The organism is Rhodoferax sp. LB1P47, assembly GCF_056521445.1.
In genome coordinates this window covers 19554-45284 of sequence record NZ_JBWMAU010000003.1, presented here as the reverse complement: position 1 = coordinate 45284, position 25731 = coordinate 19554, and the positions used below count along the sequence as shown (strand labels likewise).

Annotated in this window: 23 protein-coding genes; 16 read left to right on the top strand and 7 right to left on the bottom strand. The window is 56.2% G+C overall.

Annotated elements, in window-relative coordinates:
• Position 1: 1 nt before the first annotated feature.
• On the bottom strand, positions 2 to 1279 hold the full coding sequence (locus AC0969_RS05670) for a URC4/urg3 family protein (protein WP_479623166.1): 1278 nt from the start codon (positions 1277 to 1279) through the stop codon (positions 2 to 4).
• Entirely contained in the window at positions 1276 to 2550 is a 1275-nt protein-coding gene (locus AC0969_RS05665) for a GTP cyclohydrolase II (RefSeq protein WP_479623165.1), read from the bottom strand. Before AC0969_RS05665 ends, AC0969_RS05670 begins: the two co-directional genes overlap by 4 nt.
• Before the next feature lie 235 nt (positions 2551 to 2785).
• Between AC0969_RS05665 and AC0969_RS05660 the strand changes: the two genes are divergently transcribed.
• The gene (locus tag AC0969_RS05660) at positions 2786 to 3880 is read left to right on the top strand and encodes a glycerophosphodiester phosphodiesterase (RefSeq protein WP_479623352.1); all 1095 of its coding nucleotides are present in this window, start codon (positions 2786 to 2788) and stop codon (positions 3878 to 3880) included.
• Positions 3881 to 3919: 39 nt separating this feature from the next.
• Here the strand turns inward: AC0969_RS05660 and AC0969_RS05655 are convergent, their stop codons facing one another.
• Complete coding sequence (locus AC0969_RS05655; protein ID WP_479623164.1) at positions 3920 to 5449, bottom strand: helicase HerA-like domain-containing protein; 1530 nt, start codon at positions 5447 to 5449, stop codon at positions 3920 to 3922.
• A 138-nt stretch (positions 5450 to 5587) separates the two neighbouring features.
• Here AC0969_RS05655 and AC0969_RS05650 point away from each other — a divergent pair, with 138 nt between their 5' ends.
• The 12 genes from AC0969_RS05650 to rng all read left to right on the top strand — a co-directional run bounded on the left by AC0969_RS05650 (position 5588) and on the right by rng (position 16372).
• Positions 5588 to 6307, top strand: a complete 720-nt coding sequence (locus AC0969_RS05650) for a YebC/PmpR family DNA-binding transcriptional regulator (RefSeq protein ID WP_479623163.1) — start codon at positions 5588 to 5590, stop codon at positions 6305 to 6307.
• Complete coding sequence (gene purD / locus AC0969_RS05645; protein ID WP_479623162.1) at positions 6304 to 7596, top strand: phosphoribosylamine--glycine ligase; 1293 nt, start codon at positions 6304 to 6306, stop codon at positions 7594 to 7596. Before AC0969_RS05650 ends, purD begins: the two co-directional genes overlap by 4 nt.
• Positions 7597 to 7610: 14 nt before the next feature.
• On the top strand, positions 7611 to 8504 hold the full coding sequence (gene hemF / locus AC0969_RS05640; protein ID WP_479623351.1) for an oxygen-dependent coproporphyrinogen oxidase: 894 nt from the start codon (positions 7611 to 7613) through the stop codon (positions 8502 to 8504).
• Positions 8495 to 9112 (top strand): nicotinate (nicotinamide) nucleotide adenylyltransferase, encoded by a 618-nt coding sequence (gene nadD, locus AC0969_RS05635; protein WP_479623161.1) that lies wholly within the window; start codon positions 8495 to 8497, stop codon positions 9110 to 9112. Before hemF ends, nadD begins: the two co-directional genes overlap by 10 nt.
• Positions 9109 to 9930 (top strand): ribosome silencing factor, encoded by an 822-nt coding sequence (gene rsfS, locus AC0969_RS05630; RefSeq protein WP_479623160.1) that lies wholly within the window; start codon positions 9109 to 9111, stop codon positions 9928 to 9930. Before nadD ends, rsfS begins: the two co-directional genes overlap by 4 nt.
• Complete coding sequence (rlmH, locus tag AC0969_RS05625; protein WP_479623159.1) at positions 9931 to 10410, top strand: 23S rRNA (pseudouridine(1915)-N(3))-methyltransferase RlmH; 480 nt, start codon at positions 9931 to 9933, stop codon at positions 10408 to 10410.
• Positions 10411 to 10414: 4 nt separating this feature from the next.
• A complete protein-coding gene (locus tag AC0969_RS05620) occupies positions 10415 to 12283 on the top strand; it encodes an ABC transporter ATP-binding protein (RefSeq protein ID WP_479623158.1) in 1869 nt (622 codons plus the stop codon).
• Positions 12284 to 12404: 121 nt separating this feature from the next.
• Entirely contained in the window at positions 12405 to 12968 is a 564-nt protein-coding gene (locus tag AC0969_RS05615) for a cytochrome b (protein WP_479623157.1), read from the top strand.
• A gap of 26 nt (positions 12969 to 12994) precedes the next feature.
• Positions 12995 to 13561 (top strand): YceI family protein, encoded by a 567-nt coding sequence (locus AC0969_RS05610; RefSeq protein ID WP_479623156.1) that lies wholly within the window; start codon positions 12995 to 12997, stop codon positions 13559 to 13561.
• 51 nt (positions 13562 to 13612) lie between these two features.
• Positions 13613 to 14185: a YceI family protein gene (locus AC0969_RS05605; protein WP_479623155.1), complete on the top strand. Its 573-nt coding sequence runs from the start codon at positions 13613 to 13615 to the stop codon at positions 14183 to 14185.
• 85 nt (positions 14186 to 14270) lie between these two features.
• Entirely contained in the window at positions 14271 to 14873 is a 603-nt protein-coding gene (locus tag AC0969_RS05600) for a Maf family protein (RefSeq protein ID WP_479623154.1), read from the top strand.
• An 11-nt stretch (positions 14874 to 14884) separates the two neighbouring features.
• The gene (rng, locus tag AC0969_RS05595; RefSeq protein ID WP_479623153.1) at positions 14885 to 16372 is read left to right on the top strand and encodes a ribonuclease G; all 1488 of its coding nucleotides are present in this window, start codon (positions 14885 to 14887) and stop codon (positions 16370 to 16372) included.
• A gap of 7 nt (positions 16373 to 16379) precedes the next feature.
• On the opposite strand, the gene AC0969_RS05590 is transcribed toward rng, so the two are convergent.
• Genes AC0969_RS05590 through msbA form a run of 4 tightly spaced genes read right to left on the bottom strand, consistent with a single transcriptional unit; the run spans position 16380 to position 22546 of the window.
• Positions 16380 to 17204 carry a glycosyltransferase family 2 protein gene (locus tag AC0969_RS05590; RefSeq protein WP_479623152.1) on the bottom strand — a complete coding sequence of 275 codons (825 nt, stop codon included), beginning with the start codon at positions 17202 to 17204 and terminating at the stop codon, positions 16380 to 16382.
• A 1-nt stretch (position 17205) separates the two neighbouring features.
• On the bottom strand, positions 17206 to 18531 hold the full coding sequence (locus AC0969_RS05585; RefSeq protein WP_479623151.1) for an O-antigen ligase family protein: 1326 nt from the start codon (positions 18529 to 18531) through the stop codon (positions 17206 to 17208).
• Between the two features lie 12 nt (positions 18532 to 18543).
• The gene (locus AC0969_RS05580) at positions 18544 to 20757 is read right to left on the bottom strand and encodes a glycosyltransferase family 9 protein (RefSeq protein ID WP_479623150.1); all 2214 of its coding nucleotides are present in this window, start codon (positions 20755 to 20757) and stop codon (positions 18544 to 18546) included.
• A 16-nt stretch (positions 20758 to 20773) separates the two neighbouring features.
• Positions 20774 to 22546 (bottom strand): lipid A export permease/ATP-binding protein MsbA, encoded by a 1773-nt coding sequence (gene msbA, locus AC0969_RS05575; RefSeq protein WP_479623149.1) that lies wholly within the window; start codon positions 22544 to 22546, stop codon positions 20774 to 20776.
• 236 nt (positions 22547 to 22782) lie between these two features.
• Here msbA and AC0969_RS05570 point away from each other — a divergent pair, with 236 nt between their 5' ends.
• From AC0969_RS05570 to tolB, 3 genes are all read left to right on the top strand, one after another.
• The gene (locus AC0969_RS05570; RefSeq protein ID WP_479623148.1) at positions 22783 to 23547 is read left to right on the top strand and encodes a glycosyltransferase family 2 protein; all 765 of its coding nucleotides are present in this window, start codon (positions 22783 to 22785) and stop codon (positions 23545 to 23547) included.
• Positions 23547 to 24395, top strand: coding sequence for a glycosyltransferase (locus AC0969_RS05565; RefSeq protein WP_479623147.1), 849 nt, complete (start codon positions 23547 to 23549; stop codon positions 24393 to 24395). The genes AC0969_RS05570 and AC0969_RS05565 overlap by 1 nt, the downstream gene beginning before the upstream one ends.
• A 61-nt stretch (positions 24396 to 24456) precedes the next feature.
• A complete protein-coding gene (gene tolB / locus AC0969_RS05560; RefSeq protein WP_479623350.1) occupies positions 24457 to 25716 on the top strand; it encodes a Tol-Pal system beta propeller repeat protein TolB in 1260 nt (419 codons plus the stop codon).
• The last annotated feature ends 15 nt before the right edge of the window (positions 25717 to 25731 follow it).

Here is a 25731-nt window from a genome sequence, read left to right as displayed (position 1 = left end):
ATTAGAAAACAGTGCCATCGCTGGCGATGTTTAGCGGTGGTGTTCCACCACGCAAGCGCTGGGCCAGTACGCGGCCTGCAGCCCAGGTGCCGCCTTCCAGCACGCAGGCCAGGGGCATTTGTGCAGCAGTCAGGCCCAGCTCGGCGCGGACCAGTGGGGCCAGTTCGTCCAGCAGGGCGACGGTCAGGGCCCGCCATTCGACGATGCACTCATCACCTGCGGTTTGCACCTGGCTGGCCAGCGCCGGGTTTTTGAGCACCAGCACGCCACCATCCAGCAGCAGGCCGCCGTTGCGGTACTCCGGCAGGCCGGTCAGTGCGTCCAGCCCGGTAACGGTTACATCGGCCCATTCCAGCGGCTCCAGCAGCGAGTAGGTGAGCCACTGGGACAGCTTGTGGAAGGGCATCCAGCCCGCAGATGCACCCTCGCCGGGCACGGCGCTGTGCTGCCAGCAGTCGCCCAGTGCGATCTCGGCTCCATCATCAGTTTTAATAGCATTCTGTGCAGGCCAGATGGGCGCTAGCGTGCTTAAAAGTGTAGAAAGAATGTCGTGCGCCGCCACCGTGGGTTCTTCGACGTCGGTAGGCACCAGGTAGTCAAACAAGCGCCCCGGACGGCACAGGCCACCCGCACCGCCAAACACCTCGGGCTGGGCGGCAACCACCTCGCCCAGTCGGCGCAGCAAGGCGGCGCGGCCTTCCAACCCGACCAGCGGGTTCTCCACGCCGACCTGGAAGGCATCGCCCAACTGGCGGGAGGTAAGGGCTTGTAGGCCCAGCGCATCGGCCTGGCAGGGCTGGGTGGGCTTGCTGGAAAACAAGCCCTTGGTGAAGGCGTTGAAGCTGGCTACGCCCAGGCCTTCGGAGCGGCTAAGTTTTTGCCCCGTGCGCGGGTCGGTGTAGCTCCAGTCGGGGCCCGCGCCTGCGTCGAGCAGCACGCTGACGATGGCCAGGTCGATCTGCGCCCGAGCCCGCTTGGCCACGGACACTTTGCCCAGCTCTTCGGTCATTTGGTCGATGCGGTTCACGCCGCCCGCCTCAAAATGCCGCCAGCGGCTGTGGTACGGGATATCCAGGTCGGGATAGTTCTTGCGGGTGACCTCGGCCACCAGCTGTGCGGTGGGGGCCAGCGCCGCATCCACCACGCTGAAGTAGGCCGAGTCGCCCGCCCGGGCACGGGCCAACAGGCCCTGGGCCCGCGCCCGCACGGTTTTTGTAGAGCGTAATAGGGTGCTAGCGCTTACTGCATCTGCGCTAGTAGCTATTAAATTTGTAGTCATTTAGTCAATTCGCGGCCTTTGGCCTTTTTGAGTTCTTCGGCATCCGGCACGGCGCCGGGGGTGAAATAGCCCGCCGCCATTTTCGCGTCCATTTCTACCTGCGCATCGGCGGGGATCATGTGTTCGGGAATATTCACGCGCTCCACCACCTCGATACCGGCGCGGGTGATGGCGTCATATTTCATGTTGCTCATCGACACCAGGCGGTGGATTTTGCGGATGCCCAGCCAGTTGAGCACGTCGGGCATCAGCTCCTGGAAGCGCATGTCTTGCACCCCGGCCACGCATTCGGTGCGGTTGAAATACTGGTCGGCGGTGTCGCCGCCCACCTGGCGCTTGCGGGCGTTGTAGACCAAAAATTTGGTCACTTCGCCTAAAGCCCGGCCTTCCTTGCGAAAGTAGCTCACCAGGCCCACGCCACCGCGCTGCGCGCCCTGGATGCATTCTTCGATGGCGTGCGTCAGATACGGGCGGCAGGTGCAGATGTCGGAGCCGAACACGTCCGAGCCGTTGCACTCGTCGTGCACGCGGGCAGTGAGTTCGACCTCGGGGTTGGCCAGATCGCGGGGGTTGCCAAAGATGTAGGCCGTCAAGCCACCGATGGGCGGTAAAAACACTTCCAGGTCACTGCGGGTGACCAGTTCGGGGTACATGCCACCGGTTTCCTCAAACAGCACGCGGCGCAGATCGGCCTCGGAGCAGCCAAAGCGCTTGGCCACTTCGGGCAGAAACCACACCGGCTCCACTGCCACCTTGGTGACCATCGCCGCGCCACCGGCGGTGAGGAATTTGCCATCGGCCACCAGACGGCCGGATTGCAGCGCCTCGATCACCTCGGGCAGGATCACATGGGCTTGGGTCACGGCGATGGTCGGGCGGATGTCGTAACCCGCTGCCAGCTCCCCTGCAAACACCTCGGCTACCGTGGCACCCCAGGGGTCCATGGCCACGATGCGGCCCGGCTCGCTCCACTGCGGGTAGGGGCCGATGATGTCGGTGGGCATGGTGTTGGTCAGGTCGGCCCTGTGCTGCGGCGACAGGCCACCCGAGGCTACGGCCAGCGCACGGTAGATGCTGTAGCTGCCGCTGTGCGTGCCGATGACGTTGCGGTGGGCGCGCTTGGTGGTAGTGCCGACCACCGGGCCGCGCTCGGCGGCGCTGGCGGCGGCCCAGCGGATGGGTAGTGCGCCGTAGCCGCTGGAGTGGGAGGTGAGGCGGATGTGGCTGGTCTGCGCGGGAGCCAATGGGCCAGTGGCGATATCAGCGGGCATAAAGTGGATCCTCAAAGAATGCAACAAGTTGGGTACACGCTATGCATTTTGCATGCCGAGTCGGCGGTGAATAAGTGCGAATGGGAGGTGTGTCAAAAAACCTTCATTGCGCCGCCCTACATTGGCGCTGACGCGGCGGATATCCCGCAGCGCACGGCCCGCGCATGGGCAAAAGAGAGTCACCGTGAAAAATACAACCTATCTCCAGCTTGCCGCAGTCGGCCTTGTCTCTGGCATGGCCCTGACGGCCTGTGGCAGCACCAACGATGCGCCCGCCGAGTGGCCACCGGTGCCGACGTTGATCGGCCACCGTGGCGCACCCGCATTGCGCCCCGAGCACACCATTGCGTCTTACACCCAGGCGATTGAAGACGGTGCCAACATCATCGAACCCGATCTGGTCAGCACCAAGGACGGCGTGCTGGTGGCCCGCCACGAGAACGCGATTGCTATTTTGAACACCGATGGCTCGGTACGCGAGGCCACCACCGACATCGTGGACCGTCCCGAGTTCGCATCCCGCAAAACCACCAAAACGATTGACGGCAACGCCATTACCGGCTGGTTTACCGAAGACCTGACGCTGGTCGAGTTGAAAACCCTGCGTGCCCGCGAGCGTATTCCGGCCATCCGCCCGGCCAACGTGGCCTACAACGGCCAGTTCCAGGTGCCCACCTTTCAGGAGGTCATTGACCTGGCCAAGTCCAAGTCGATCGAGACAGGCCGCACGATTGGCATCTACCCCGAAACCAAGCACCCCACTTACTTCAAGTCGATTGGTTTGCCGCTGGAGAAGCGCCTGGTGGATGTGCTGGTGGCGAATGGCTGGAACTCGAAAGAGGCACCGGTGTTCATCCAGTCATTCGAGGTGTCCAACCTGAAAGAGATGCGCACCATGACCACGGCGCGCATCGTGCAACTGCTGTCGTCCAGTGGCCGCCCGTATGACTTTGTGGCGGCGGGTGCGGGCGAAACCCGCAGCTATGCGGACGTGATTACCCCGGCAGGTCTGAAGGAGGTGGCCACCTACGCCAACGCCATTGGGCCGAGCAAAGACATGGTGATTCCGCTGGTGAGCGGCAATTTGGGGTTGCCAACGGCATTGGTGGGTAATGCCAAGGCAGCCGGTTTGGCGGTGCACATCTACACCCTGCGGCCAGAAAACAACTTTTTGCCCACCAGCTTGAAGAAGGCCCCGATCACCGACATCACCCTGCGTGGCGACAGCGTCACCGAGATACAGACCTTTTTGCAGGCGGGGATCGACGGCTTCTTTACCGATGACGCAGCCGTGGGCAAAGAGGCGATCCGCACGTTTGTGAAGAAGTAACCGGGTGCGGGGCGAGGCTATGTGCCCAAGCCCCCGCTTTTAGCGCCTGCCGCCAAAGATACCGCCCAGCACGCCGCGCAAAATTTCTTGCCCCACTTTGGTGCCCATTGTGCGCACGGCGGACTTCATCATGGTCTGGGCCAGGCCGTCGCGCTTGCCGCCGCGTGGGCCGGTGGTGCCAAACAGAATGTCGTTCAGCCCGCCCATCAGGCCACCACCTTGCGCCGTAGCGGGTGGGGCCATGCCGGGCAGGGTGGGTGCTTGCGCGGGTGCCGAGGCGTTGGCGGCGGTGGTCTCAGTCCGGCCCTTGAGTTTTTCAAAGGCGGATTCGCGGTCTAGCAGTTTCTCGTACACGCCGGCCACCAGCGAGTTGGCGATCAACGATTGGCGCTGCGCCGGGGTGATAGGGCCGAGCTGGCTGCCGGGCGGCAGCACGAACACGCGTTCGGTGATGCTGGGGCGGCCTTTTTCGTCTAGCAGGCTGACCAGCGCCTCGCCCACGGCCAGCTCGGTGATGGCGGCTTCGATGTCCAGCCCGGGCTTTTGCCGCATGGTTTGCGCCGTAGCCTTAACGGCTTTTTGGTCACGCGGGGTGAAGGCGCGCAGAGCGTGCTGCACCCGGTTGCCCAGCTGGGCTAGCACCGTGTCGGGAATGTCCAGCGGGTTTTGCGTCACAAAGTACACGCCCACGCCCTTGGAGCGCACCAGCCGCACCACCAGTTCGATGCGCTCCACCAGGGCGGCGGGCGCGTCCTTGAACAGCAGATGCGCTTCGTCGAAGAAGAACACCAGTTTGGGCTGCTCGGGGTCGCCGATTTCGGGGAGCTGCTCGAATAGTTCGGACAGCATCCACAGCAAAAAGGTGGCGTACAGGCGGGGGGCGTTCATCAGCTTGTCGGCGGTCAGGATGTTGATGACACCTTGGCCGTCCACGGTCTGCATGAAGTCGCTGATGTTGAGCATCGGCTCACCAAAGAACTTGTCGCCGCCCTGCGATTCAATTTGCAGCAGGCCGCGCTGGATGGCCCCCACGCTGGCGGCCGACACATTGCCGTACTGGGTGGTGAATTCGCTGCTGTTGTCGCCTACGTACTGGAGCATGGCGCGCAGGTCTTTCAGGTCCAGCAGCAGCAGGCCGTGGTCGTCGGCAATCTTGAACACCATGTTGAGCACGCCGCCCTGGGTGTCGTTCAGGTTCAGCATGCGGCCCAGCAGCAGCGGGCCCATGTCGGACACGGTGGCCCGCACCGGGTGGCCTTGCTCGCCAAATACATCCCACAGGGTGGTGGGGCAGGCCAGGGATTTGGGTTGCTCGATGCCGCGCTCTTTCAAAATGCCGGCCAGCTTGTCGCCGATGCGGCCGGCCTGGCTGATGCCGGTGAGGTCGCCTTTGACATCGGCCATGAACACCGGCACACCGATCTTGGAGAAGTTTTCGGCCAGAGTTTGCAGCGTGACGGTTTTGCCAGTGCCGGTGGCCCCGGTAATCAGACCGTGGCGGTTGGCCAACGCAGGGAGCAGCTCGCAGGTGGTGGTGGCATTTTTGGCGATTAAGATGGGTTCGGCCATGGCGAGAGTCCTGACAAGAAATGGTAGTAGCCCTTACGCGGCTTCGTCTGTGTCGCCTTACAGGCGCACAGAGGATTTGCGTAAATTCTGGGTAAGTAAAATCTGGCCTTAGAGTAAATCAATTGACAAGGAATTTTTGTGGCTGGTCACAGTAAATGGGCGAATATTCAGCACCGCAAGGGCCGCCAGGATGAGAAGCGGGGCAAGATCTGGACCCGCGTGATCCGCGAGATCATGGTGGCCGCGCGACTGGGTGGTGGTGACCTGAGCATCAACCCGCGCCTGCGCCTGGCGGTGGAAAAAGCCAAGGCCGCCAATCTGGCCGCCGATACGGTGAAGCGCAACATCGAAAAAGCCACCGGCACGCTGGAAGGCGTGAGCTACGAGGAAATTCGCTACGAAGGCTACGGCATCGGCGGCGCAGCCATCATCGTGGACACCATGACCGACAACCGCGTGCGCACCGTGGCCGAAGTGCGCCACGCATTCAGTAAATACGGCGGCAACATGGGCACCGAAGGCTCGGTGGCGTTCCAGTTCAAGCACTGCGGGCAGCTCATTTTTGCCCCCGGTGCCGACGAAGATAAGCTCATGGAAGTGGCCCTGGAAGCCGGTGCCGAAGATGTCATTACCCTTGATGACGGTGCCATTGAGGTACTGACCGCCTACGCCGACTTTGAAAAAATCAAACTGGCGCTGGAAGCCGCAGGCTTTAAAGCGGACCTGGCCGAAGTGACCATGCGCGCCGACAACACCATCGACCTTAGCGGCATAGATGCCGAAAGAATGCAAAAACTATTGGATGTGCTCGAAGACCTGGACGATGTCCAAGAAGTCTTTCACAACGCTGGATTATGAAAATATTAGTGATTGGCGGCGGTGGCCGCGAACATGCCCTCGCCTGGAAACTGAACACCTCGGCCCGCGTGAGCCAGGTCTACGTGGCCCCCGGCAACGGCGGCACGGCTTTGGACGACCAGTTCATCAACATTCCCATTACCGATGTGCAAGCGTTGCGCCAATGGGCCCAGACCGAAGGCATTGCGCTGACCGTGGTGGGCCCCGAAGGCCCGCTGGCAGCGGGTGTGGTGGATGAATTCCGTGCCCACGGCATGCGGATTTTTGGTGCCACCAAGGCGGCTGCGCAACTGGAAAGCTCGAAAGCGTTTTCCAAGGCATTCATGCAGCGGCATGCGATTCCCACGGCCGAATTCGACACTTTTACCGATCCTGTGGCGGCCCATGCTTATGTGGAGAAGATGGGGGCGCCCATCGTCGTCAAAGCCGATGGCCTGGCCGCTGGCAAGGGTGTGGTGGTGGCACAAACGCTGGCCGAAGCCCACGAGGCCATAGACTTCATGCTGCTGGACAACACCCTGGGTGTGAGCCACAACGAAGGTGGCGCGCGCGTCGTCATTGAAGAGTTTTTGGCAGGTGAAGAGGCCAGCTTCATCGTCATGTGTGATGGCAAAAATGTGATTCCCCTGGCCACCAGCCAGGACCACAAGCGCCTGCTCGACGGTGACTGTGGGCCTAACACCGGTGGCATGGGTGCCTATTCCCCCGCGCCGGTGGTCACGGCCGATGTGCATGCGCGTGCCATGCGCGAAATTATTCTGCCCACCATCAAGGGCATGGAAAAAGACGGCATCACCTACACCGGCTTTTTGTACGCCGGCCTGATGATTGATGCCAAGGGCAAGCCCAAGACGCTGGAATTCAACTGCCGCCTGGGCGACCCCGAAACCCAGCCGCTGATGATGCGGTTGAAATCCGACCTGTTCGAGGTGTTGTGGGCCGCCACCGAGCCAGGACCGCACGGAAAACTAGACCAAGTGACCTTGGATTGGGACCGCCGCATTGCCCTGGGCGTGGTGCTGGCCGCGCACGGCTACCCCATGACCCCGCGCAAGGGCGATGCCATCACAGGGCTGCCTAAAAATGCCGACGATGCAGTGGTGTTCCACGCGGGTACGGTAAAAAATGGCGATGTCGTCTCCACCTCGGGTGGGCGGGTACTGTGCGTAACCGTGCTGGCCGACAACGTCAAGCTGGCGCAGCAGCATGCCTACGAAGTCACCCGTGGCATCCAGTTCGACGGCATGCAGTACCGCCGCGATATTGGCTACAAGGCCATCAAAAGTTGAGCGCTGCTGACGTGATGCGGGCCTATTTGCTGGGCCTGCAATCCAGTATCACCAGCCGCATGGCGGCGTTGGACGGCGGCAGCTTCTTGAGCGACGCGTGGGAAAAGCCACCGGGCGAGAAGCTGCAAGGGCAGGGCATTACCCAGATTCTGGAAAGCGGTGCAGTGCTGGAGCGTGCGGGTTGCGGCTTTTCGCATGTACGCGGACCGCAGCTGCCGCCCAGCGCCACCCAGCACCGGCCGCAATTGGCGGGTGCGCCGTTTGAGGCTATGGGCGTGTCGCTGGTGTTCCATCCGCGCAACCCGTATGCGCCCACGGTACACATGAATGTGCGCATGATCGTTGCCACGCCCGAAGGCGGTGCGCCGGTCTGCTGGTTCGGCGGCGGCATGGACCTGACGCCTATTTACGGTTTTGAAGAAGATGCAGTGCATTTCCACCGCACCTGCCACAGTGCCCTGGCCCCGTTTGGGGACGATAAATACCCGCGCTTCAAGCAGTGGTGCGACGAATATTTCTACCTCAAGCACCGGCAGGAGCCGCGCGGCATTGGTGGCGTGTTTTTTGATGATTTTTCCGAGTTGGGCACCGAGGGCAGTTTGGCAATGGTGCAGGCCGTGGGGTCGGCATTTCTGGAGGCCTACGTGCCGATTTTGCAGCGCCGCCAGGACACGCCCTACGGCGAGCGCGAGCGGGCTTTTCAGCTCTACCGGCGCGGCCGTTATGTGGAATTCAACCTGGTCTGGGACCGGGGTACGCACTTCGGATTGCAATCGGGCGGGCGCACCGAATCCATTCTGCTGTCGATGCCGCCGCTGGCCAGTTGGTCGTACCAGCAGCAGCCAGAAGCAGGCTCTGCGGAGGACGCATTGACCCGCGAGTTTCTGGTTGCCCGTGCATGGATTTAAAACTGCCTTTGCGCCGGATTGGCGTATTCGGCGGCGCGTTTGATCCGCCGCACTGGATGCACGTAGCGTTGGTGCGTACCGCCCTGGCGCAGTTGCAGTTGGATGCGCTGTACGTGTTCCCTACAGGCCATGCTTGGCACAAAAGCCGCACGCTCAGCCCGGCCGCTGACCGGCTGGCGATGGCCCAGTTGGCCTTTGGCGACATCCCCGGCGTGGTGGTGGATCCGCGCGAGATTGACCGCAGTGGCCCCACCTACACCATCGACACTTTGCACGAACTGCAAGCCGAAGAAACCGTGGCGCAGCTCTATCTGGTGATGGGTGAAGACCAGGCGATACGGCTGCCGACGTGGCATGGTTGGGAGGAGATTGTGCGGGCAGCTATAATTTGTGTAGCTTCACGTGCAGATTCAACCAGCGCCAACAGCCCATTTCCCTCTGAATTTTTACCCGCTGGGTCTTTCCAGGCGTTGCAGGTTCTCCCGTCGGAACTCAGCGCCACCGACATCCGCCACCGCGCCGCCACCTCGCAAGGGATCGCCCATCTGGTTCCAGACGGCGTAGCGCGTTATATTGACCAACACCATCTTTACCGAACTGACCGATGACCACCTCTGCCCAAAACGAAACCGTTGCCAAAAAAGACACCCAAAAACTCCAGCGCGCCATTATTGATGGCTTGGAGGATGTCAAAGCGGTAGACATCGTGGTGTTTGACACCGAAGGCCTGTCGGCCCTGTTCGAGCGCGTGATCATCGCCTCGGGTACGTCGAACCGCCAAACCAAGGCCCTGGCCACCAGCGTGCGTGATGCTGTGCGCGATGCCGGTTTTGCCAAACCTCGCATGGAAGGCGAGTCCAACGGTGAATGGATCATTGTGGATTGCGGCCGCGCCGTGGTGCACATCATGCAACCCGCCATCCGCCAGTACTACCACCTGGAAGAGCTGTGGGGTGAAAAGCCCATCCGCCTCAAACTGGGTGCCGCCAAGCCTCTGCCCAAGGCTGAGGTGGCTACGCCCGTTAAGCCAGCAAAGAAAGTGCCGGCCAAAAAGCTGTCGCCCGCTGCCGCCAAACGTGCCGCCAAGATTGCCGACCGCGAATACGCCGAAAGTCTGCTGGCCCCCGAGCGTCCCGTGATGGAAGTAGCACCCAAACGTGCGGCCCGCAAAACGGCCGTGGCTACGCCCGTGCCTTCCAAGACCTCGACTTCGACCCGTGGTCCGGTGAAGACGGCCGCAAAAACGGCAGCTAAGACCGCTGTGAAGGCACCCGCCAAGACAGTGGCCGTTAAAACCGTTGCCAAGACCGTGGTCATCAAAGCCCCGGTCGAGACGGTAAAGAAAGCCGCTGCCGCCAAGCGTGCCGCACCAAAGCCGTCTAAAACACCAAAAGCGCCCGCCAAACGCGCCCCTGGTCGCAAGTAAATGAAGCTGGTGATAGTGGCCGTAGGCCAGCGCATGCCCGATTGGGCGCAAACTGCCTACGACGACTACGCCAAACGCTTTCCGCCCGAGCTTAAAGTGGAGCTCAAGGCCGTGAAGACCGAACCCCGGGGCTCGAAAACCCTGGAGACGATTTACGCCGCTGAGCGCGAACGCATAGAAGCCGCCATCCAGTCCAGCATTGGTCGCAATGCCCGTATCGTCGCCCTGGATGAACGCGGCACCACACTGACGACCAAGGCATTGGCGGTTAAGCTCAATGGCTGGCAGTTGGAGAGCGATGACGTAGCGCTGGTGATTGGTGGCCCGGACGGGCTGGACCCGGCGTTTCGCCAGGCCGCGCACGAGCGCATCCGGCTGTCGGATCTAACCCTGCCGCACGCGTTTGCCCGCGTGCTTTTGATTGAGCAGTTGTACCGGGCGTGGTCGGTCAATGCCAACCACCCCTACCACCGAGAGTGAGCCTATGTTGCGTTGGTTTGAAAATTTGGTCCGCCCCTACCCGGACGACATCCCCCAGCCGCCCCCCAGCGGCTTTTTTCATTTTGTGTGGGCCTGTAGCAAGGGGGTGCGCAAATACATTCTGGCCATGACGCTGCTCACGGCCAGCGTGGGCGTATTCGAGGCCCTGCTGTTCGCCATGCTGGGCCGCGTGGTGGACTGGTTGGGCAAGGTGCCGCCAGCCTTGTTGTGGACGCAAGAAAAGAATCATTTACTGCTCTTGTGCTTGCTGCTACTAGGGAGTCCGCTATTAATTGCATTGCAAACCCTGTTCAAACACCAGACTCTAGCGGCCAACTTCCCCATGCTGTTGCGCTGGAAGTTCCACCGCCTGATGCTGAGCCAGAGCATGGGTTTTTACCAAGATGAGTTTGCCGGTCGCGTGGCCACCAAGGTGATGCAGACCGCACTGGCGGTGCGCGATGTGTGCATAATCCTGGGCGACATTCTGGTGTTTGTGACTATCTATTTCGTCACTATGGTCGCAGTGGTGGGCAGCTTTGATCTGTGGATGCTGTTGCCGTTTTTGGGCTGGGTGGTGCTGTATGGCTTGGCCATCCGCTACTTTGTGCCGCGCCTATCCGGAGTGGCCAAAAAGCAGGCCGATGCCCGGTCGCTGATGACCGGCCGTATCACCGATGCTTATACCAATATCGCTACGGTCAAGCTGTTTTCGCATGCTGGGCGCGAGGCCGGATTTGCCCGCTCTGCGATGCAGGACTTTTTGGTCACCGTGCAACGCCAGATGCGCCTGGTCAGCGGTTTTGAGGTGGTGAACCACATACTGGGCATCCTGCTGATTTTGTCGACCGCTGGGTTAGCGCTGTGGCTGTGGACGCAGGGCGAGTTAGGCGTGGGTGCCGTCGCTGCGGCTACGGCTATGTCATTGCGCCTGAATGGCATTTCGCACTGGGTGATGTGGGAGATGGCTTCGTTGTTTGAGCATGTTGGCACGGTGCAGGACGGCCTGAACACCCTGACGCGCCCGCAAGCCGTGCAAGACGTGGCCCACGCCAAGCCGCTGCAAGTCACCAAGGGCGAGGTGCGGTTTGAAAATGTGGACTTTGCGTATGGCGCCAAGGGCCCGGGAGCCCGCAAAGTGATCGATCAAATGTCGTTGCACATCCGCGCCGGGGAAAAAATTGGCCTAGTGGGCCGCTCGGGTGCGGGTAAATCCACCATCGTCAACCTGCTGCTGCGGTTTTATGACGTGGAGCACGGTCGCATTCTGGTGGATGGGCAGGATATTTCGCAGGTGACCCAAGAGAGCTTGCGCGCGCAGATCGGCATGGTCACGCAAGACACCTCGCTACTGCACCGCTCGGTGCGCGACAACATCCTTTACGGCCGCCCGGATGCCACCGATACCCACATGGAAGCCGCTGCGCGCCGCGCCGAAGCTTTTGACTTCATCCACACACTGAGTGACCCGACAGGCCGCACCGGCTTTGATGCGCATGTGGGTGAGCGCGGTGTGAAGCTGTCAGGCGGCCAGCGCCAGCGCATCGCGATTGCAAGGGTGATGCTGAAAGACGCGCCGATTCTGCTGCTGGACGAGGCTACCAGTGCCCTCGACTCCGAGGTCGAGGCGGCCATCCAGTCCAGCCTGTACCGGCTGATGGAAGGCAAAACCGTGGTCGCCATCGCCCACCGCTTGTCCACCATCGCGGCGATGGACCGACTGGTGGTGCTCGACAAGGGCTGCATCGTGGAGGTGGGTGACCACCGTAGTCTGCTGGCCTCGGGGGGGCTGTATGCGCGGCTGTGGGCGCACCAGAGCGGTGGATTTTTGGGTGAAGAAGACGGCGAATTAGCCGGTGTCGCCACGGCTTGAAGACCGGATGGTTCAAAAAAATAGAACCAACCCTACGAATTGAGTGAACTTTTTCCCAAAGGCAGTTTCTACACTAGCCAATTAGTTCACATATGGGCGGCATGCCACCCCTTCAGCATCTATGGCTCTTTCCCCGTCTGTTGTCGCCCAACCCGCTGGTTATACCGCCACTGCCAAGCTCTTGCACTGGGTTTTGGCCTTGGCCTTGGGCGGCATTTTTTGCGTGGGTCTGTACATGACCGACCTGCCTTTTTCACCGCTGCGACTCAAACTGTATAACTGGCACAAATGGGCCGGCATCACGATTTTGGCGCTGTCGGTGTTGCGCTTACTGTGGCGGTTTACCCACCGCCCGCCCGCTCTGCCAGCGGCCGTTGCGCGCACCATGCCTGCATGGCAGCATTGGGCACACGAGGGCACCCACTATGCGCTATATGCTCTGTTTTTTATAGTGCCACTGGTGGGTTGGGCCTACAGCTCGGCAATGGGTTTTCCGATCATGCTGTTTGGCACCATTCCTTTACCCGACCTGCTGGTGGTGGACAAAGAGTTGGCTGAGGTCATCAAGCCCTTGCACGGCTTGGCCGCGTGGACGTTGTGTGGGCTGGTGGTGTTGCATGTGGCTGCTGCGCTGAAGCACCAACTCATTGACCGCGATGGCCTGATCGGCCGCATGCTGCCTTAAATCATTTATTTTTGCGAAAGTCATCCATGTCTTCTTTGTTGAAATTGTCTGTGGCCTTGCTGGTCTCTGGTGTGGCGGTAACTGCGTTTGCCCAGCAAAAGCTAGTCCCTGCCCAAAGCGAAATCGTGTTTATCAGCAAACAAATGGGCGTAGCCGTCGATGGGCGCTTCAAAAAGTTTGATGCCCAACTGGCTTTTGACCCCGCCAAGCTAGACACCAGCAAGATCAGTTTTACCGTAGACATGGGGAGCGCCACGTTGGGCGTGCCCGAGTCCGATGCCGAGCTGCCCAAGCCCACATGGTTCAGCACGCTGAAGTTTCCGCAGGCTACGTTTGTGTCCAGTAGCATCAAAGCGTTGGGTGGGGCTAAGTTTGATGTGGCAGGCAAGCTCAGCATCAAGGGCCAGGTCCGCGATGTGGTCGTGCCCGTGGCGATGGTGCAGACCGGGGCCACCACCGTCGCAACAGGGCAGTTACCTATCAAACGTCTGGCCTTCAAGATTGGTGAAGGCGAGTGGGCCGATACCTCGATGGTGGCCGATGACGTGCAAGTCAAATTCAAATTCAGCCTGACGGGTGTCGGCAAGCTGTAACCCATTCCCCAGTAAGCCTTTTCCCTTAACCCTTTCATTGAAAGAGAACCCATGCGCCACACCTTGCTAGCCCTTGCCGCCATTGCCACCCTGACTGTGGGCACCGCCCATGCGCAGTCTGCAACCTACGCCATTGACCCGAGCCACACTTTTGTGACGTTTGAGATCGGCCACATGGGCACCTCGACCAACCGGGGCCGTTTCGACAAGAAGGAAGGCACTGTGCAGTTCGACCGTGCGGGCAAAACCGGCAAAGTAGATCTGACGATTGATGCAACTTCTTTGTCCACCGGCACGCCCAACTTCGACAAGCATTTGCAAAGTGCAGATTTCTTCAATGCCGCGCAATTCCCCACCATCAAGTTCAGTGCCGACAAGTTTGTTTTCACTGGCGACAAGGTGTCCGAAGTGGTGGGTACGTTGACGCTGTTGGGTAAGACCAATCCCGTCACGCTCAAAGCAAGTACCTTCAATTGCTACCAGAGCATGCAAAAGCGCGAGGTGTGCGGTGGCGACTTCGACACCACCATCCAGCGTAGCCAATGGGGCATGACCTGGGGTGCCAACTTTGGCTTTCCTGACGCTGTGCGCCTGATCGTTCAGGTCGAAGCCGTCAAGCAGTAATCTGCGGTAGCAGACCCGCCAGCCCGCCCATCGTTGTGATGGGCGGGCTGTTTTTTTGGGGCCAGGCAAGCCCGATAATTCCACCATGATTGACCATATTTATCTTGCCTCCCAAAGCCCGCGCCGCAGCCAGCTGCTAGACCAACTAGGCGTCCGCCATGAACTGCTCTTGCCTGGGGCTGATGAAGACAGTGAGGGTTTGGAGGTTGCTATTAAAAACGAAGCACCTTCTGCATATGTAAAGCGCGTTACAGGGCTAAAACTTGATGCGGCTGTGGCGCGTAGGGCGCAACGTGGCTTGCTGCCTGCGGCGATTCTTTGCTCTGACACCACGGTAGCGATGGGCCGCAAAATTTACGGCAAACCCGAAAACACCCAAGATGCCATCCGCATGTTGACCGAACTCGCCGGCAGCCAGCACCGAGTGCTGACGGCGGTGGCGGTGCAACATGGCCATATACGCTTGGAGATCTTGAGCGATTCGCGCGTACGCTTTGCGCCCTTGACTGCGGCGCAGATCCTAGATTACGTTGCTTCGGGCGAACCGCTTGGCAAAGCCGGTGCCTATGCGGTGCAGGGCAGGGCGGCAGGGTTTATCTCGCAGATCAGCGGCAGTTATTCGGGCATCATGGGCTTGCCTTTGTATGAGACGGCGCAACTCCTGCGCGCACTGGGCTTCAAGCTTTGACAACACCCTCCATGCAACAAGACATTCTCATCAATTGGTCGCCCCAGGAAACCCGCGTGGCGGTGGTAGAGCACGGTTCGGTGCAGGAGCTGCATGTGGAGCGCACCCTGGAGCGCGGCATGGTGGGCAACGTGTACCTCGGCAAGGTGGTTCGGGTGTTGCCGGGCATGCAGTCCACCTTCATCGACATCGGCCTGGAGCGGGCGGCGTTTTTGCATGTGGCGGACCTGGCCAATGGTTTTGTGGGCCACAAGGCAGCAGATGCCGATGCCAAGGCCGTCCCTGTCGTGCCGATTGAGCGCCAGGTGTTCGAGGGCCAAGCCTTGATGGTGCAGGTCATCAAGGACCCCATCGGCACCAAGGGCGCACGCCTGTCGGCCCAGATCAGCATTGCTGGCCGCCTGCTGGTTTTTTTACCGCAAGATGACCATGTGGGCGTGTCGCAAAAAATCCCTCTGGCCCAGCGCGAAGACCTGCGCAAGCGTTTGCAAACCCTGGTGGGGGATGCATCGACCGGCGGCGGCGGTGGCTTCATTCTGCGTACCAATGGCGAAGACGCAACCGATACGGAGTTGGCCGAGGACATTGCGTATCTGCGCAAAGCCTGGGCGCGCATCAAAAGCGCTTCGGTGCGCCTGCCACCCACATCTTTGCTGCACCAGGACCTGAACCTGTTGCAGCGCGTGCTGCGCGACCTGGTGAGCGAACAAACCCAGACCATCCGGCTGGATTCACGCGAGCAGTTTGAAGCGCTACAGGTGTTTGGCAAAGAGTTCATGCCTGCGGCGGTTGAAAAACTACAGCATTACAAAGGCGAGCGGCCCATTTTTGACCTATTCTCTATCGACGAAGAGGTGGCCAAGGCGCTGGGGCGGCGGGTGGAGTTGAAATCTGGCGGCTACCTGATCGTGGACCAGACCGAGGCGCTGACCACGGTGGACGTGAATACGGGCGCATTCGTTGGGGCCCGCAACTTCGATGACACCATTTTCAAAACCAACCTGGAAGCCACCCAGGCCATCGCACGGCAACTGCGTTTGCGCAACCTGGGCGGCATTGTCATCGTGGACTTCATCGACATGGTGCGCGAGGACCACCGCGACACGGTACTAGCCGAGTTCCGCAAGCAGTTGGCCCGTGACCGGGTTAAAACCACCGCAGGCGGCTTTTCAGCACTGGGCTTGGTGGAGATGACCCGCAAGCGCACCCGTGAGTCGCTGGCCCACATGCTGTGCGAGCCCTGCGCGGTGTGCAGCGGAAAAGGTACGGTTAAAACTGCCCGCAGCGTGACTTACGACATCCTGCGTGAGATCCTGCGCGAAGCCCGCCAGTTCAACCCCCGCGAGTTTCGCATCGTTGCCTCACCCAAAGTGATCGAGCTCTTTTTGGATGAAGAAAGCCAGCATTTGGCCGGCTTGAGTGACTTCATCGGCAAGCCGATTTCACTGCAAAGCGAAGGTGCAATGGGGCAGGAGCAATACGATATCGTGTTGCTCTGATTCGCAGCTAAATCCAGCGGAACTGGCCGTTTTCACGCAGACCATGCATGGTCATGTCGTGGGCTGCCAGTTCTTGCTGCTGCCATACTTTTTGTTGTGCAACCCGGCGTGACTTGGCGATTTTTCGGCTGAGCCAGCTCTGGTTTAGTAACTTGTAGTTGTAGCGGTAACCCAGCCCATCTTGTTCTGATAAGCCCCGCTCTTGTTTCATGGCAGATTGGGTAACCGAACCGTAGTGGTGCAGCCAAGAGGCTCCCGTCATGCCGATAGGAATACCTGCTTTTTCTAATGCATGGAAAAACAAGGTGTCTTCGTAGCCAAGCAACTTCGGTACGGGCTGAAAGTAACCAATGTCCATCCACACAGATTGGTGTACTGCCAAACAAACCGCATGGCGACCACCGATCCGGATGGTGTCGGCCAATTTCTGTGATGCCATAGGGGCGAAGGTTTCAAAATCGTAGTCCAACGGACCTTCCACCAAGGCCGGGGAAATGACTTTCAGGCCACGCTGCTCGGCCGATCCGATCAACGACTCGATCCACTGTGGGCTCACGAGTACATCGTTGTTCATCACGATGGTCCATTCGGCTTGTAAAGCCAGTGCACCTTGATTCCAAGCTACGCCGCAACCAAAATTAGCGTGGTTATATATGCGCCCACCGACAGGGACCGTGAGCAGATAGTCGCGGGTTTCGTCTTTTGATCCGTTATCTACGACGATGAGTCGCGACAAATCTAAACCGTGTCGAACCATACTATCTATACATTGGCGAGTGTATTCAACTTGGTTGTAGCAAGCAAAAGTTAGAGCGTAGCGAGTGGACTTCATATTAGACAGTTTGTGGGCGCAGCACTTGCGCCGCCAATGTGGACACCATTAATGCATAAAAAGAAATGGTGTATTTCAGATTGAATGTTTCGGTGCTCAGACTAAAGAAAAATACTGACACGATATAGCAAAGGCCTATGAGGCCCGCTGCCCTGACGCTGGGTATTCTTGAATTGCTACCTCGGTAGAAAACTATCGCAGGAACAGAGAACATTAATAAGCTGGAAATTATTCCAAAAATCCCAGAGCGCAAAGCATTTTGCATAATTTCATTGTGTACTCCATTTTGGATTATGGTTAGTTCCAGGGTCTCGGTATTGAACGATTCGGCGCCAAATATACTTGATAATTTTGGATAGTTTTCATCTCCATAGCCTGCTATAGGATTTTCCAAAAACAATAAAACAGCTGCCCGCAACAAAGATAATCGCAAGCCTGCTGAAGTATCGCGATTGCTATTTTTTATATATGCCGAATATTCAGTGTATGTTAGATTAATTCTATTATTAACTAACGGGGATATTTCATAAATTAAAAAACCTGTTGCTATTATAGCTATAGACACAATGAGGATTTTTTTTGGTTGGCGTATTTTCAATCCGTGTATAATCCATAACGTTATTAAAAATGGAATGGCAACCCATGCGCTACGTGATCCTGCGCCAACGCTAATCCATAGACCGATTGCAAAGCCCATTAGCTTTAGCGTTTTTAGAAATCCCCCGTCTTCCCCATATAGGTTTAAAGTAAATAGGCAAATAAATGCCAATAGTGTTGAGTATTGCCCTAGGGTAAGTGGATCAACTGCCGTTGTACCAAATCTTTCACTTGTCATGTTTGCCCACTCATAGGGGTGCACCAGTAATAGACCACCCAATATAAATAATGATAAAGGGATGCACCACTCTAGTAGCTTAACGAAGTCAATGGATTTATGCAGAAGATAAACAAATATAAATATACTTAATAGTGGGCGAGTGGGGCCATCCATGAGCCTTGTCTGCCAATCGCCTCTAAATACTTGTCCCATCGTTATTGCAATAATTGGAGATGCAAGTGTGGAAATTATAAAATATATGGATGCTCGATTCCCTTGAGGGATAAGGTTCGTTCGTATATCTGACAGTTTCCATGCGGAAATTAAGATAATTAAAAATGTGAAAAAAATTGTCCAACTGCGCACACTAAGAAAACAGAGTGGTGCTAACCCTAAAAATAAAAGTAGAAGAAAATCTGAATAGATTAGAGAGCGATTATTTGAGTTGTATATTTTATATGTACTCAGAAATCTTGATAATCGTAGTAAATCTGATGATTTTTCCAGCATGAATTTTTTATTTCAATGAAAATATGGTGTTGAATTTACTTGATCATCAATGATTTCTTCGTACATTTTCAGTAAATTGTTTGCCATATGGTCATATGTGTAGTTTTCAAGTACATGCTTGTAACCAGCCCAGCGAATGCTATCCCGTAATGAAGCGTCTTCAAGAAGATTTTCAAGTTGAGTTTTTAAATCTTTAAGATCATTAAATACACAGAGCTGTTTTCCAGTTATGAAATGATCTTTAAGTTCTTCGGCCTCATCGGTGAGGTAGCAAGTTGCTGTGGCGGGAACTTCAAAAAATCGCATATTCAAACCATTACCATCTGTAATTCTTTGAGCATTTAATACAATTTTTGAAGAATTGAACAAATCATTGAGTTCTGCTCCAATGATTTGTTCATCTTTGTAAATTTTTAAAAAATCTTTTTTTGGGATCGAGCATTTTCTTCTCCACATTGGCCCGTAGAGCGCTATTTTTGTAGTTGTTTTTAGTACTTGCTCAATAACTTTTTCTCGCCAAGGACTCCAATTTCCCACGAATGTTACATCATATATTTTTTGTATTTCTGATTTCGGATAAAAAGATCTTGGATTTACGGCGTGATGTAGGTAAGTTGTTTTCCTGCCGAATAAGGAAATTTCCGCTATAGATTTTTTATTGTACGAAGCGTATATATCGAATGGTTTTGAATATTCTTTTAATTCATCTGGATTTGTATGCGGTTCTACCCACCATGCAATCTTGGGAATGGTTATTTTTTCTAGAAATCTATTTCCATAAGGTTGCCCATGAATAAAGAGTACTAAATCTGGTTTAATTTCTTCAAATTTTTTTTGAAAATTTGACTCGAGATAGTTGACTTTGTTTAGATGGTTTCGCTCGAATAAATCAACTCCTTTTTTTATTATTCTTAGGTTCCTTGCTATTTTATTAATTTTTTTTATTATTTTTTTATGAAACCAATGCTCGTAATTCGATGTTATGAATAATTTGGCTTGAATTCCTTTTCGTTCGAATGCTTCAGCTAGGTCATCTGCAATTGGTGGGAATGCATGGTAGCTAATTAATATTTTTTCAAGTTGCCGGGCTGGAGCGCTATGGAGATGCTTGTTAAGCGCTATTTTTTTAAAAAAAATTTTTGGCCATTGTATTCTTGAATAAATTTCTTGCGCGATCTGGAATACTCTATCCGGCAGCATGCCTGCTAGGCAATCGCTGCGGCTCTGAGTGCGATTTTCACACCCCGCTTTACTGCATGGCACGCAGGGTATTTCCCCTTGCAATAGGGTGATGTTATGTACTGTTTGCTCTAACGCGTGTTGAACATAGACTTGTTGCACGCTTTCTGTGCTCGGCCATGGCCCCCAGCGCAAAGGATTTGTTGGACCAAAGAGCGCGAGTACGGGAATACCGCTGGCTGCCGCCAGATGGGTGACGGATGTGTCTGGACCAATATACAAACGGGTTCGCCCAAACAAGTTAACTAGCTGGTTGAAATTCAACTGCCCGCTGGAATCAATCAATTGTGGAGACGGTGCAATATCAGTTAGCTGCTTGATGCTGTTCTGGTCCGCTGGGCTGGCGCTGCCGGTCAATACGATCTGGTGCCCGGCCTGGAGCAATTGCTGTAGCAATTGTCGAAAATGCGTTAGCGGCCATTGCTTGTAGGGCCACATGGATGGCGCATGGACAACGATAGCATTGGGTGTAATTAAGGAGTCTAGTGTGGGTGGTAGCGACTGTGGCGGCGGTGCTTGAACTTGCGCATTTGCCATTTTCGGCATACTCCAGGGTGCTAGTAGGGCAAGTTTTTCCATGACCACATGGGTCGTACCTTCATCGCCATCACTAACCACTACGTAGTTCAGGATGCGCTTTTTCCACCAGTTGCTACTGTTTTTTTGGGGAATGATGCCGCTGCGGTAGCGGCTACTTGCAGCCCAGCCAATAAGATGTGCCCGGTCGCTAGGCTGCGTTACTAGCGCTAAATCATAATTTTTCCAGACGGCACGCAATACCTTTAGCGTATCGCGCCAGCCTTTGTCGGGATGGGTAGAAATCAGCGAGTGAACATCTGGATTGCCTTTGAGCATGCCCATTGTTCCCGCCAAACCGATGACATCAATTTCTGCTTTGGGCCATTTCTGGCGTGCAGCGTGAATCAATGGTGTTGTGAGCAACACGTCGCCTATCTGACGGGTCGCGATTACCAGTATTTTTTGCACTTTATTGGCTCTGCTTCTATGCTGTCAGTGCCTGTTGCGTACCAAATTGCAATGCATGTAAACGAGCGTAAAGGCCAGCCTGTGCAATCAGTTCAGTATGGGTGCCAATCTCAATGATTTCACCTTGGTCGAGTACGGCAACCCGGTTGGCATGTTCAATAGTTGACAGGCGGTGGGCGATTATTAAGGTGGTGCGTCCAGTCATCAGGCGTTGTAGGGCTTCTTGTACCAATCGCTCCGATTCCGTGTCCAGTGCCGATGTTGCTTCATCCAGAATCAAAATGGGTGCGTCTTTGTAGAGTGCACGGGCAATCGCGAGGCGTTGGCGCTGCCCGCCGGATAGTTCCATCGCGTTATGGCCTGCCATTGTGTCAATGCCCTGCGGGGCTTCGTCTAGAAACCCCCCCAGATTGGCTGCCCGTAAACAGGCCTCGACCCTTTCCCGATTAGGCGTTTCCCCCAGTGCGACATTGGCAGCCAGGGTGTCGTTGAACATGATTACATCTTGGTTGACGATGGCAAACTGGTTACGCAGAGCTTTGAGTTGCCAATCGGCGATGTCGTGGCCATCCAGCAAAACATGCCCGGCAGTAGCCGTCACAAATCGCGGCAACAAATTGACCAGCGAGGTTTTCCCCGAGCCTGAAGGCCCTACGAGTGCAACCACCTCACCGGGCATCACATTGAGTGAAACCTGGTTCAAGGCTGAACGGGTTTCGTCGTCCCGGTAGCGTACGGTGACTGACTGGAACTCAATGTGACCTTGTGCGCGTTCCAGCACAAAGTCGCCGCTGGGTTCGATCGGTGTTTTTTCAATCAGGTCTAGTGCGCGCTCCATTGCGGCGAGCCCACGGGTGACGGGGCTGGCCACATCGGATAGCCGCTTAACTGGGGCAATCAACATCAACATGGCGGTAATGTAAGACGCAAATTCGCCTGCACTGACTTCACTGGAGCCCTGGAGCAATGCCACGCAAATCACGCTGGATAGCGCAATGGCTGAAATCATGTGGGTCATGGGGGTCACAGCCGCAGAAGCGGTTGCGGACTTCATATTCAACCGACGCAAGCCTTCGCTGAGTAACTGAAACCGCTTGCTCTGCGCCCCCTGCGCTGCATGCAAACGCACAACCCGTTGTGCCAGCACGTTTTCTTCCACCACGTAGGCTAGGCCATCCGTGGCACCCTGGCTGCTTTTGGCAATTTGGTAGAGCCTGCGGGATAGCGTGCGGGTGACAAAAGCCACTGCGGGAAACAGTACGACCAGGATCAACGTCAGCTCCCAGTTCAGATACAGCAGGTAGGCGACCAGGGCCACAAGAACCATGCTGTCTTTTGCCAGGCCCATGACGGAGGTGACCAGAAGGACGGCACCGTTTTGTACTTCGTAGACGATGGTGTTGGACAGCGAACTGGCTGTTCGTTGGCTAAATAGTGCACTTTTTGCATCCAGCAGGCGGCTAAACATAGCCGTACGCAATGTGTCCAAACCGTCTTGGGTAATCTTTGCCATCGCGACATCGCCTAGAAAACTACTCAGGCCGCGCAGGCCAAAGACAGCAATCAAGGTCAACGGGACAAGCCAAGGATTCAATGCACCTTTTTGAAAACCATTGTCCAGCAAGGGTTTGAGCATGGCGGGCACCAAGGGCTCGGTTGCGGCCCCAATGATGGTGGCCAAAATAACCATGAGCCATGCCGAGCGGCGACCCTTAAAAAAATAGGGTGATAGCCGGGTGATGCTCTGTCGCAGCAGGTTCACCAGGCTAGGGGGAGTCTCGGTTTTCATGGTACGACTGCCAAGGTAAATGGATAGAGAAAGGGGTGGCAGCTTGGGTTAACAGTCACAGTACGGGCTAACAAAAAATTCCTGAAAACCTTTCAAAGAGTGAAGATTATCCAGCTTTTCATGGGCACAACCTCCTGGTGCCAAGTGCGGAAATAGTCGCCTTGCACTTGCCCTCATAATCCCCAGCCTATGTTCAAGCACCTTTTGGTTACTTCACACTCTGGCGGCCTCTTCTGATGGGGCTATCTGTTGTCGTCATCACCAAGAACGAGTCGCTCAATTTAACGCAGTGCCTTGCGTCTGTTACCTTTGCCGATGAGTTGGTGCTGGTGGACAGCGGCAGCACAGACAATACTTTACAGATTGCCCAGTCTTTTGGTGCCCGCATACTGCAAACCGCAGACTGGCCAGGATTTGGCGTTCAAAAAAACCGGGCTGTAGATTTTTCCACCCATGAGTGGATATTGTCTATTGATGCCGACGAACGCATCGGTGCCGACTTGCGCGAAGAGATTTTGCAAGCAATAGCCACTTCCTCGCACACAGTTTATGCATTGAATCGTCGCTCCAGCTACTGTGGTCAAACCATGAACCATTCAGGCTGGTACCCAGATCCCGTAGTGCGCTTGTTTAAACGTGGCGCAGCCCGGTTTTCTGATGATTTGGTGCACGAATCATTGCGGACCAACGCCCCCATTGGCATGTTGCGTGGGGTTATGGCACACCTGAGTTTTAGAGATATGGAGTCGGTACTCGACAAAGTGAACCGTTACTCAACTGCTGGCGCGCAGTCTTTGGCTCTGAAGGGTAAGCAAGCCTCGCTTAGCAAGGCGTTGCTGCATGGATTTTGGGCCTTTTTCCGCACATACATTGTTCGCCGTGGCTTTTTAGACGGTCGTATGGGCTTGGTGCTGGCTATTTCTAATGCAGAGGGAACCTACTATCGGTATTTAAAACTCTGGCTGATGCAGCATCCCCCTTGCAAGAAAGAGCCTAGCTGATGGCTTTGAAAATCGGCTTGGTGGTACTGACTTACAACCGCGCCCCTGCTTTACTGGCCGTCTTGCGTTCTTTGGCTACACAGTGTGATTCTGATGTTTCGGTATGGATTGCGGATGATGGTTCCCGTCCAGACCAGGTTGAAATCATGCGCCAAGGGATGCCTTCGTTCACCAGCCCAGTGCACCACGTGTGGCACCCAGACATTGGTTTTACCGCTGCCCGTGCACGCAATTTGGCAGCAGCCCAAGCCGATGCCGACTATCTTATTTTTCTGGACGGAGATTGTGTTCCCAATGCGGCGTTTATTGAACAGCATCGTCGGATGGCCCAAGCTGGGTATTTCGTGAACGGCAGCCGCGTCCTGTTAAGTGAAAAAGTCAGTCGTCTCGTGGAACAAAGTGCCGTCAACCTACTCCAACTGAGCGCGTCAGACTGGGTGCGTATGTGGTGTCAAGGTGATAGCAATAAGTTGCTGCATCTATTGCATTGGCCTGCTGCACCATTCAGAAAGTCAGCCCAGTTCCGCTGGAAAGGCATCCGTAGCTGCAACTTTGGTGTTTGGAGCCAAGATTTTCGTGCTGTCAACGGATTTGATGAAAGCTTCAGCGGCTGGGGCCATGAGGATGCAGACTTAGTGCTGCGCCTGCACCACCACGGCATACAACGCAAAAATGGATTTTTTGCGACCGAGGTCTACCATTTGTGGCACCGTGAATACGCAAGAGACCAAGAGAGTGTTAACCGCCAACGTGTATTGGCGCGCATGCAAAGCATGCAAATAAAGGCCGATGTGGGTCTGGAACAGATAACCAACCGTCAGGCTGTGCAAATCACCCGCATCAACTGACAGAATCAAGGGGAGAAAATTTGTGATTACTTTGGACTCGCACTGGCATAGACGCCGGGTTATCGGCTTAGGCGGATTGCTGGTTGTCGCGGCTGCGGCACCCGCCTTTGCCCAGTTTCGCGTAGAAGTCTCCGGCATCGGGTTGACCCAGCTACCTATCGCTGTGGTCAGCTTCCGGGGCGAGGAGCAGGCGCCCCAAAAAATCGCAGCTATTGTGCAAGCCGATTTGGAGCGCAGCGGGCAATTTCGGGCTGTGGATGCCAGTGGTGTGATTTTGGATGAAGCATCTCGGCCAGATGTTGCGTTGTGGCGGCAAAAGGCGGCGGACTCACTGGTAACGGGCAGCGTCACCCGTTTGGCCGATGGCCGCTATGACGTGCGCTTTCGCCTGTGGGACGTGGTGCGTGGACAGGATTTGGGGGGGCAAAGCTACACCGTCCCACAGGGCGATTTGCGTTTGTCGGCCCACCGGATTGCCGACTTCATTTACGAAAAATTGACCGGCGACCGGGGTATTTTCTCTACCCGTATCGCGTACGTCACCAAAGCAGGAACCCGGCACACTTTGTGGGTTGCGGATGCCGATGGTGAAAACAGCCAGACTGCTCTGGCCAGCCCTGAATCCATTATTTCTCCTGCTTGGTCGCCGAATGGTCAGCAATTGGCCTACGTGTCTTTTGAAGCCCGTAAACCCGTTATTTACGTGCATGACGTGTCAACTGGGAAGCGGCGTTTGGTGGCCAACTTCAAAGGCTCCAACAGTGCCCCTGCGTGGGCACCGGACGGGCGCTCTTTAGCGGTAACACTCAGCCGCGATGGTGGCTCTCAAATTTATAGCATTGATGCCAATGGTGGTGAGCCCAGGCGGCTCACCCAGTCCAGCGGTATTGACACCGAGCCCAAGTTTTCTACGGACGGTAAAAGCATCTATTTCGTCAGTGACCGGGGCGGCGCACCGCAGATTTACCGTATGCCCAGCAGTGGAGGTAATGCCGAGCGCGTTACATTCTCGGGTAACTACAATATTTCGCCATGCATCAGCCCAGATGGGCGCTGGCTAGCCTACATATCGCGCATCGGCGGGGCTTTTAAATTACAGGTTATGGAGCTCAACAGCGCCAGCGTCACCAGTATTACCGACAGCAGCGCCGATGAAAGCCCCAGCTTTGCACCCAATAGCCGATTGATTGTGTATGCCACGCAAATTCAAGGCCGCGAAGCCCTGATGACCACCACGCTGGATGGAAAAATCAAAGCCCGTTTGGCGGGTCAAGCGGGCGATATTCGAGAGCCCGACTGGGGTCCCTTTCTGAAACCCTGATTTTTAACCATTGCG

What these genes read in the sequence shown, in the direction of transcription:
- nadD (WP_479623161.1), top strand. Translation starts at nt 8,495, where the DNA reads ATGGATTTAAAACTGCCTTTGCGCCGGATTGGCGTATTCGGCGGCGCG.
- rsfS (WP_479623160.1), top strand. Translation starts at nt 9,109, where the DNA reads ATGACCACCTCTGCCCAAAACGAAACCGTTGCCAAAAAAGACACCCAA.
- hemF (WP_479623351.1), top strand. Translation starts at nt 7,611, where the DNA reads ATGCGGGCCTATTTGCTGGGCCTGCAATCCAGTATCACCAGCCGCATG.
- AC0969_RS05665 (WP_479623165.1), bottom strand. Translation starts at nt 2,550, where the DNA reads ATGCCCGCTGATATCGCCACTGGCCCATTGGCTCCCGCGCAGACCAGC.
- AC0969_RS05670 (WP_479623166.1), bottom strand. Translation starts at nt 1,279, where the DNA reads ATGACTACAAATTTAATAGCTACTAGCGCAGATGCAGTAAGCGCTAGC.
- AC0969_RS05660 (WP_479623352.1), top strand. Translation starts at nt 2,786, where the DNA reads ATGGCCCTGACGGCCTGTGGCAGCACCAACGATGCGCCCGCCGAGTGG.
- AC0969_RS05590 (WP_479623152.1), bottom strand. Translation starts at nt 17,204, where the DNA reads ATGAAGTCCACTCGCTACGCTCTAACTTTTGCTTGCTACAACCAAGTT.
- AC0969_RS05605 (WP_479623155.1), top strand. Translation starts at nt 13,613, where the DNA reads ATGCGCCACACCTTGCTAGCCCTTGCCGCCATTGCCACCCTGACTGTG.
- AC0969_RS05565 (WP_479623147.1), top strand. Translation starts at nt 23,547, where the DNA reads ATGGCTTTGAAAATCGGCTTGGTGGTACTGACTTACAACCGCGCCCCT.
- AC0969_RS05570 (WP_479623148.1), top strand. Translation starts at nt 22,783, where the DNA reads ATGGGGCTATCTGTTGTCGTCATCACCAAGAACGAGTCGCTCAATTTA.
- rlmH (WP_479623159.1), top strand. Translation starts at nt 9,931, where the DNA reads ATGAAGCTGGTGATAGTGGCCGTAGGCCAGCGCATGCCCGATTGGGCG.
- AC0969_RS05620 (WP_479623158.1), top strand. Translation starts at nt 10,415, where the DNA reads ATGTTGCGTTGGTTTGAAAATTTGGTCCGCCCCTACCCGGACGACATC.
- AC0969_RS05585 (WP_479623151.1), bottom strand. Translation starts at nt 18,531, where the DNA reads ATGCTGGAAAAATCATCAGATTTACTACGATTATCAAGATTTCTGAGT.
- rng (WP_479623153.1), top strand. Translation starts at nt 14,885, where the DNA reads ATGCAACAAGACATTCTCATCAATTGGTCGCCCCAGGAAACCCGCGTG.
- AC0969_RS05655 (WP_479623164.1), bottom strand. Translation starts at nt 5,449, where the DNA reads ATGGCCGAACCCATCTTAATCGCCAAAAATGCCACCACCACCTGCGAG.
- AC0969_RS05615 (WP_479623157.1), top strand. Translation starts at nt 12,405, where the DNA reads ATGGCTCTTTCCCCGTCTGTTGTCGCCCAACCCGCTGGTTATACCGCC.
- AC0969_RS05600 (WP_479623154.1), top strand. Translation starts at nt 14,271, where the DNA reads ATGATTGACCATATTTATCTTGCCTCCCAAAGCCCGCGCCGCAGCCAG.
- purD (WP_479623162.1), top strand. Translation starts at nt 6,304, where the DNA reads ATGAAAATATTAGTGATTGGCGGCGGTGGCCGCGAACATGCCCTCGCC.
- msbA (WP_479623149.1), bottom strand. Translation starts at nt 22,546, where the DNA reads ATGAAAACCGAGACTCCCCCTAGCCTGGTGAACCTGCTGCGACAGAGC.
- AC0969_RS05610 (WP_479623156.1), top strand. Translation starts at nt 12,995, where the DNA reads ATGTCTTCTTTGTTGAAATTGTCTGTGGCCTTGCTGGTCTCTGGTGTG.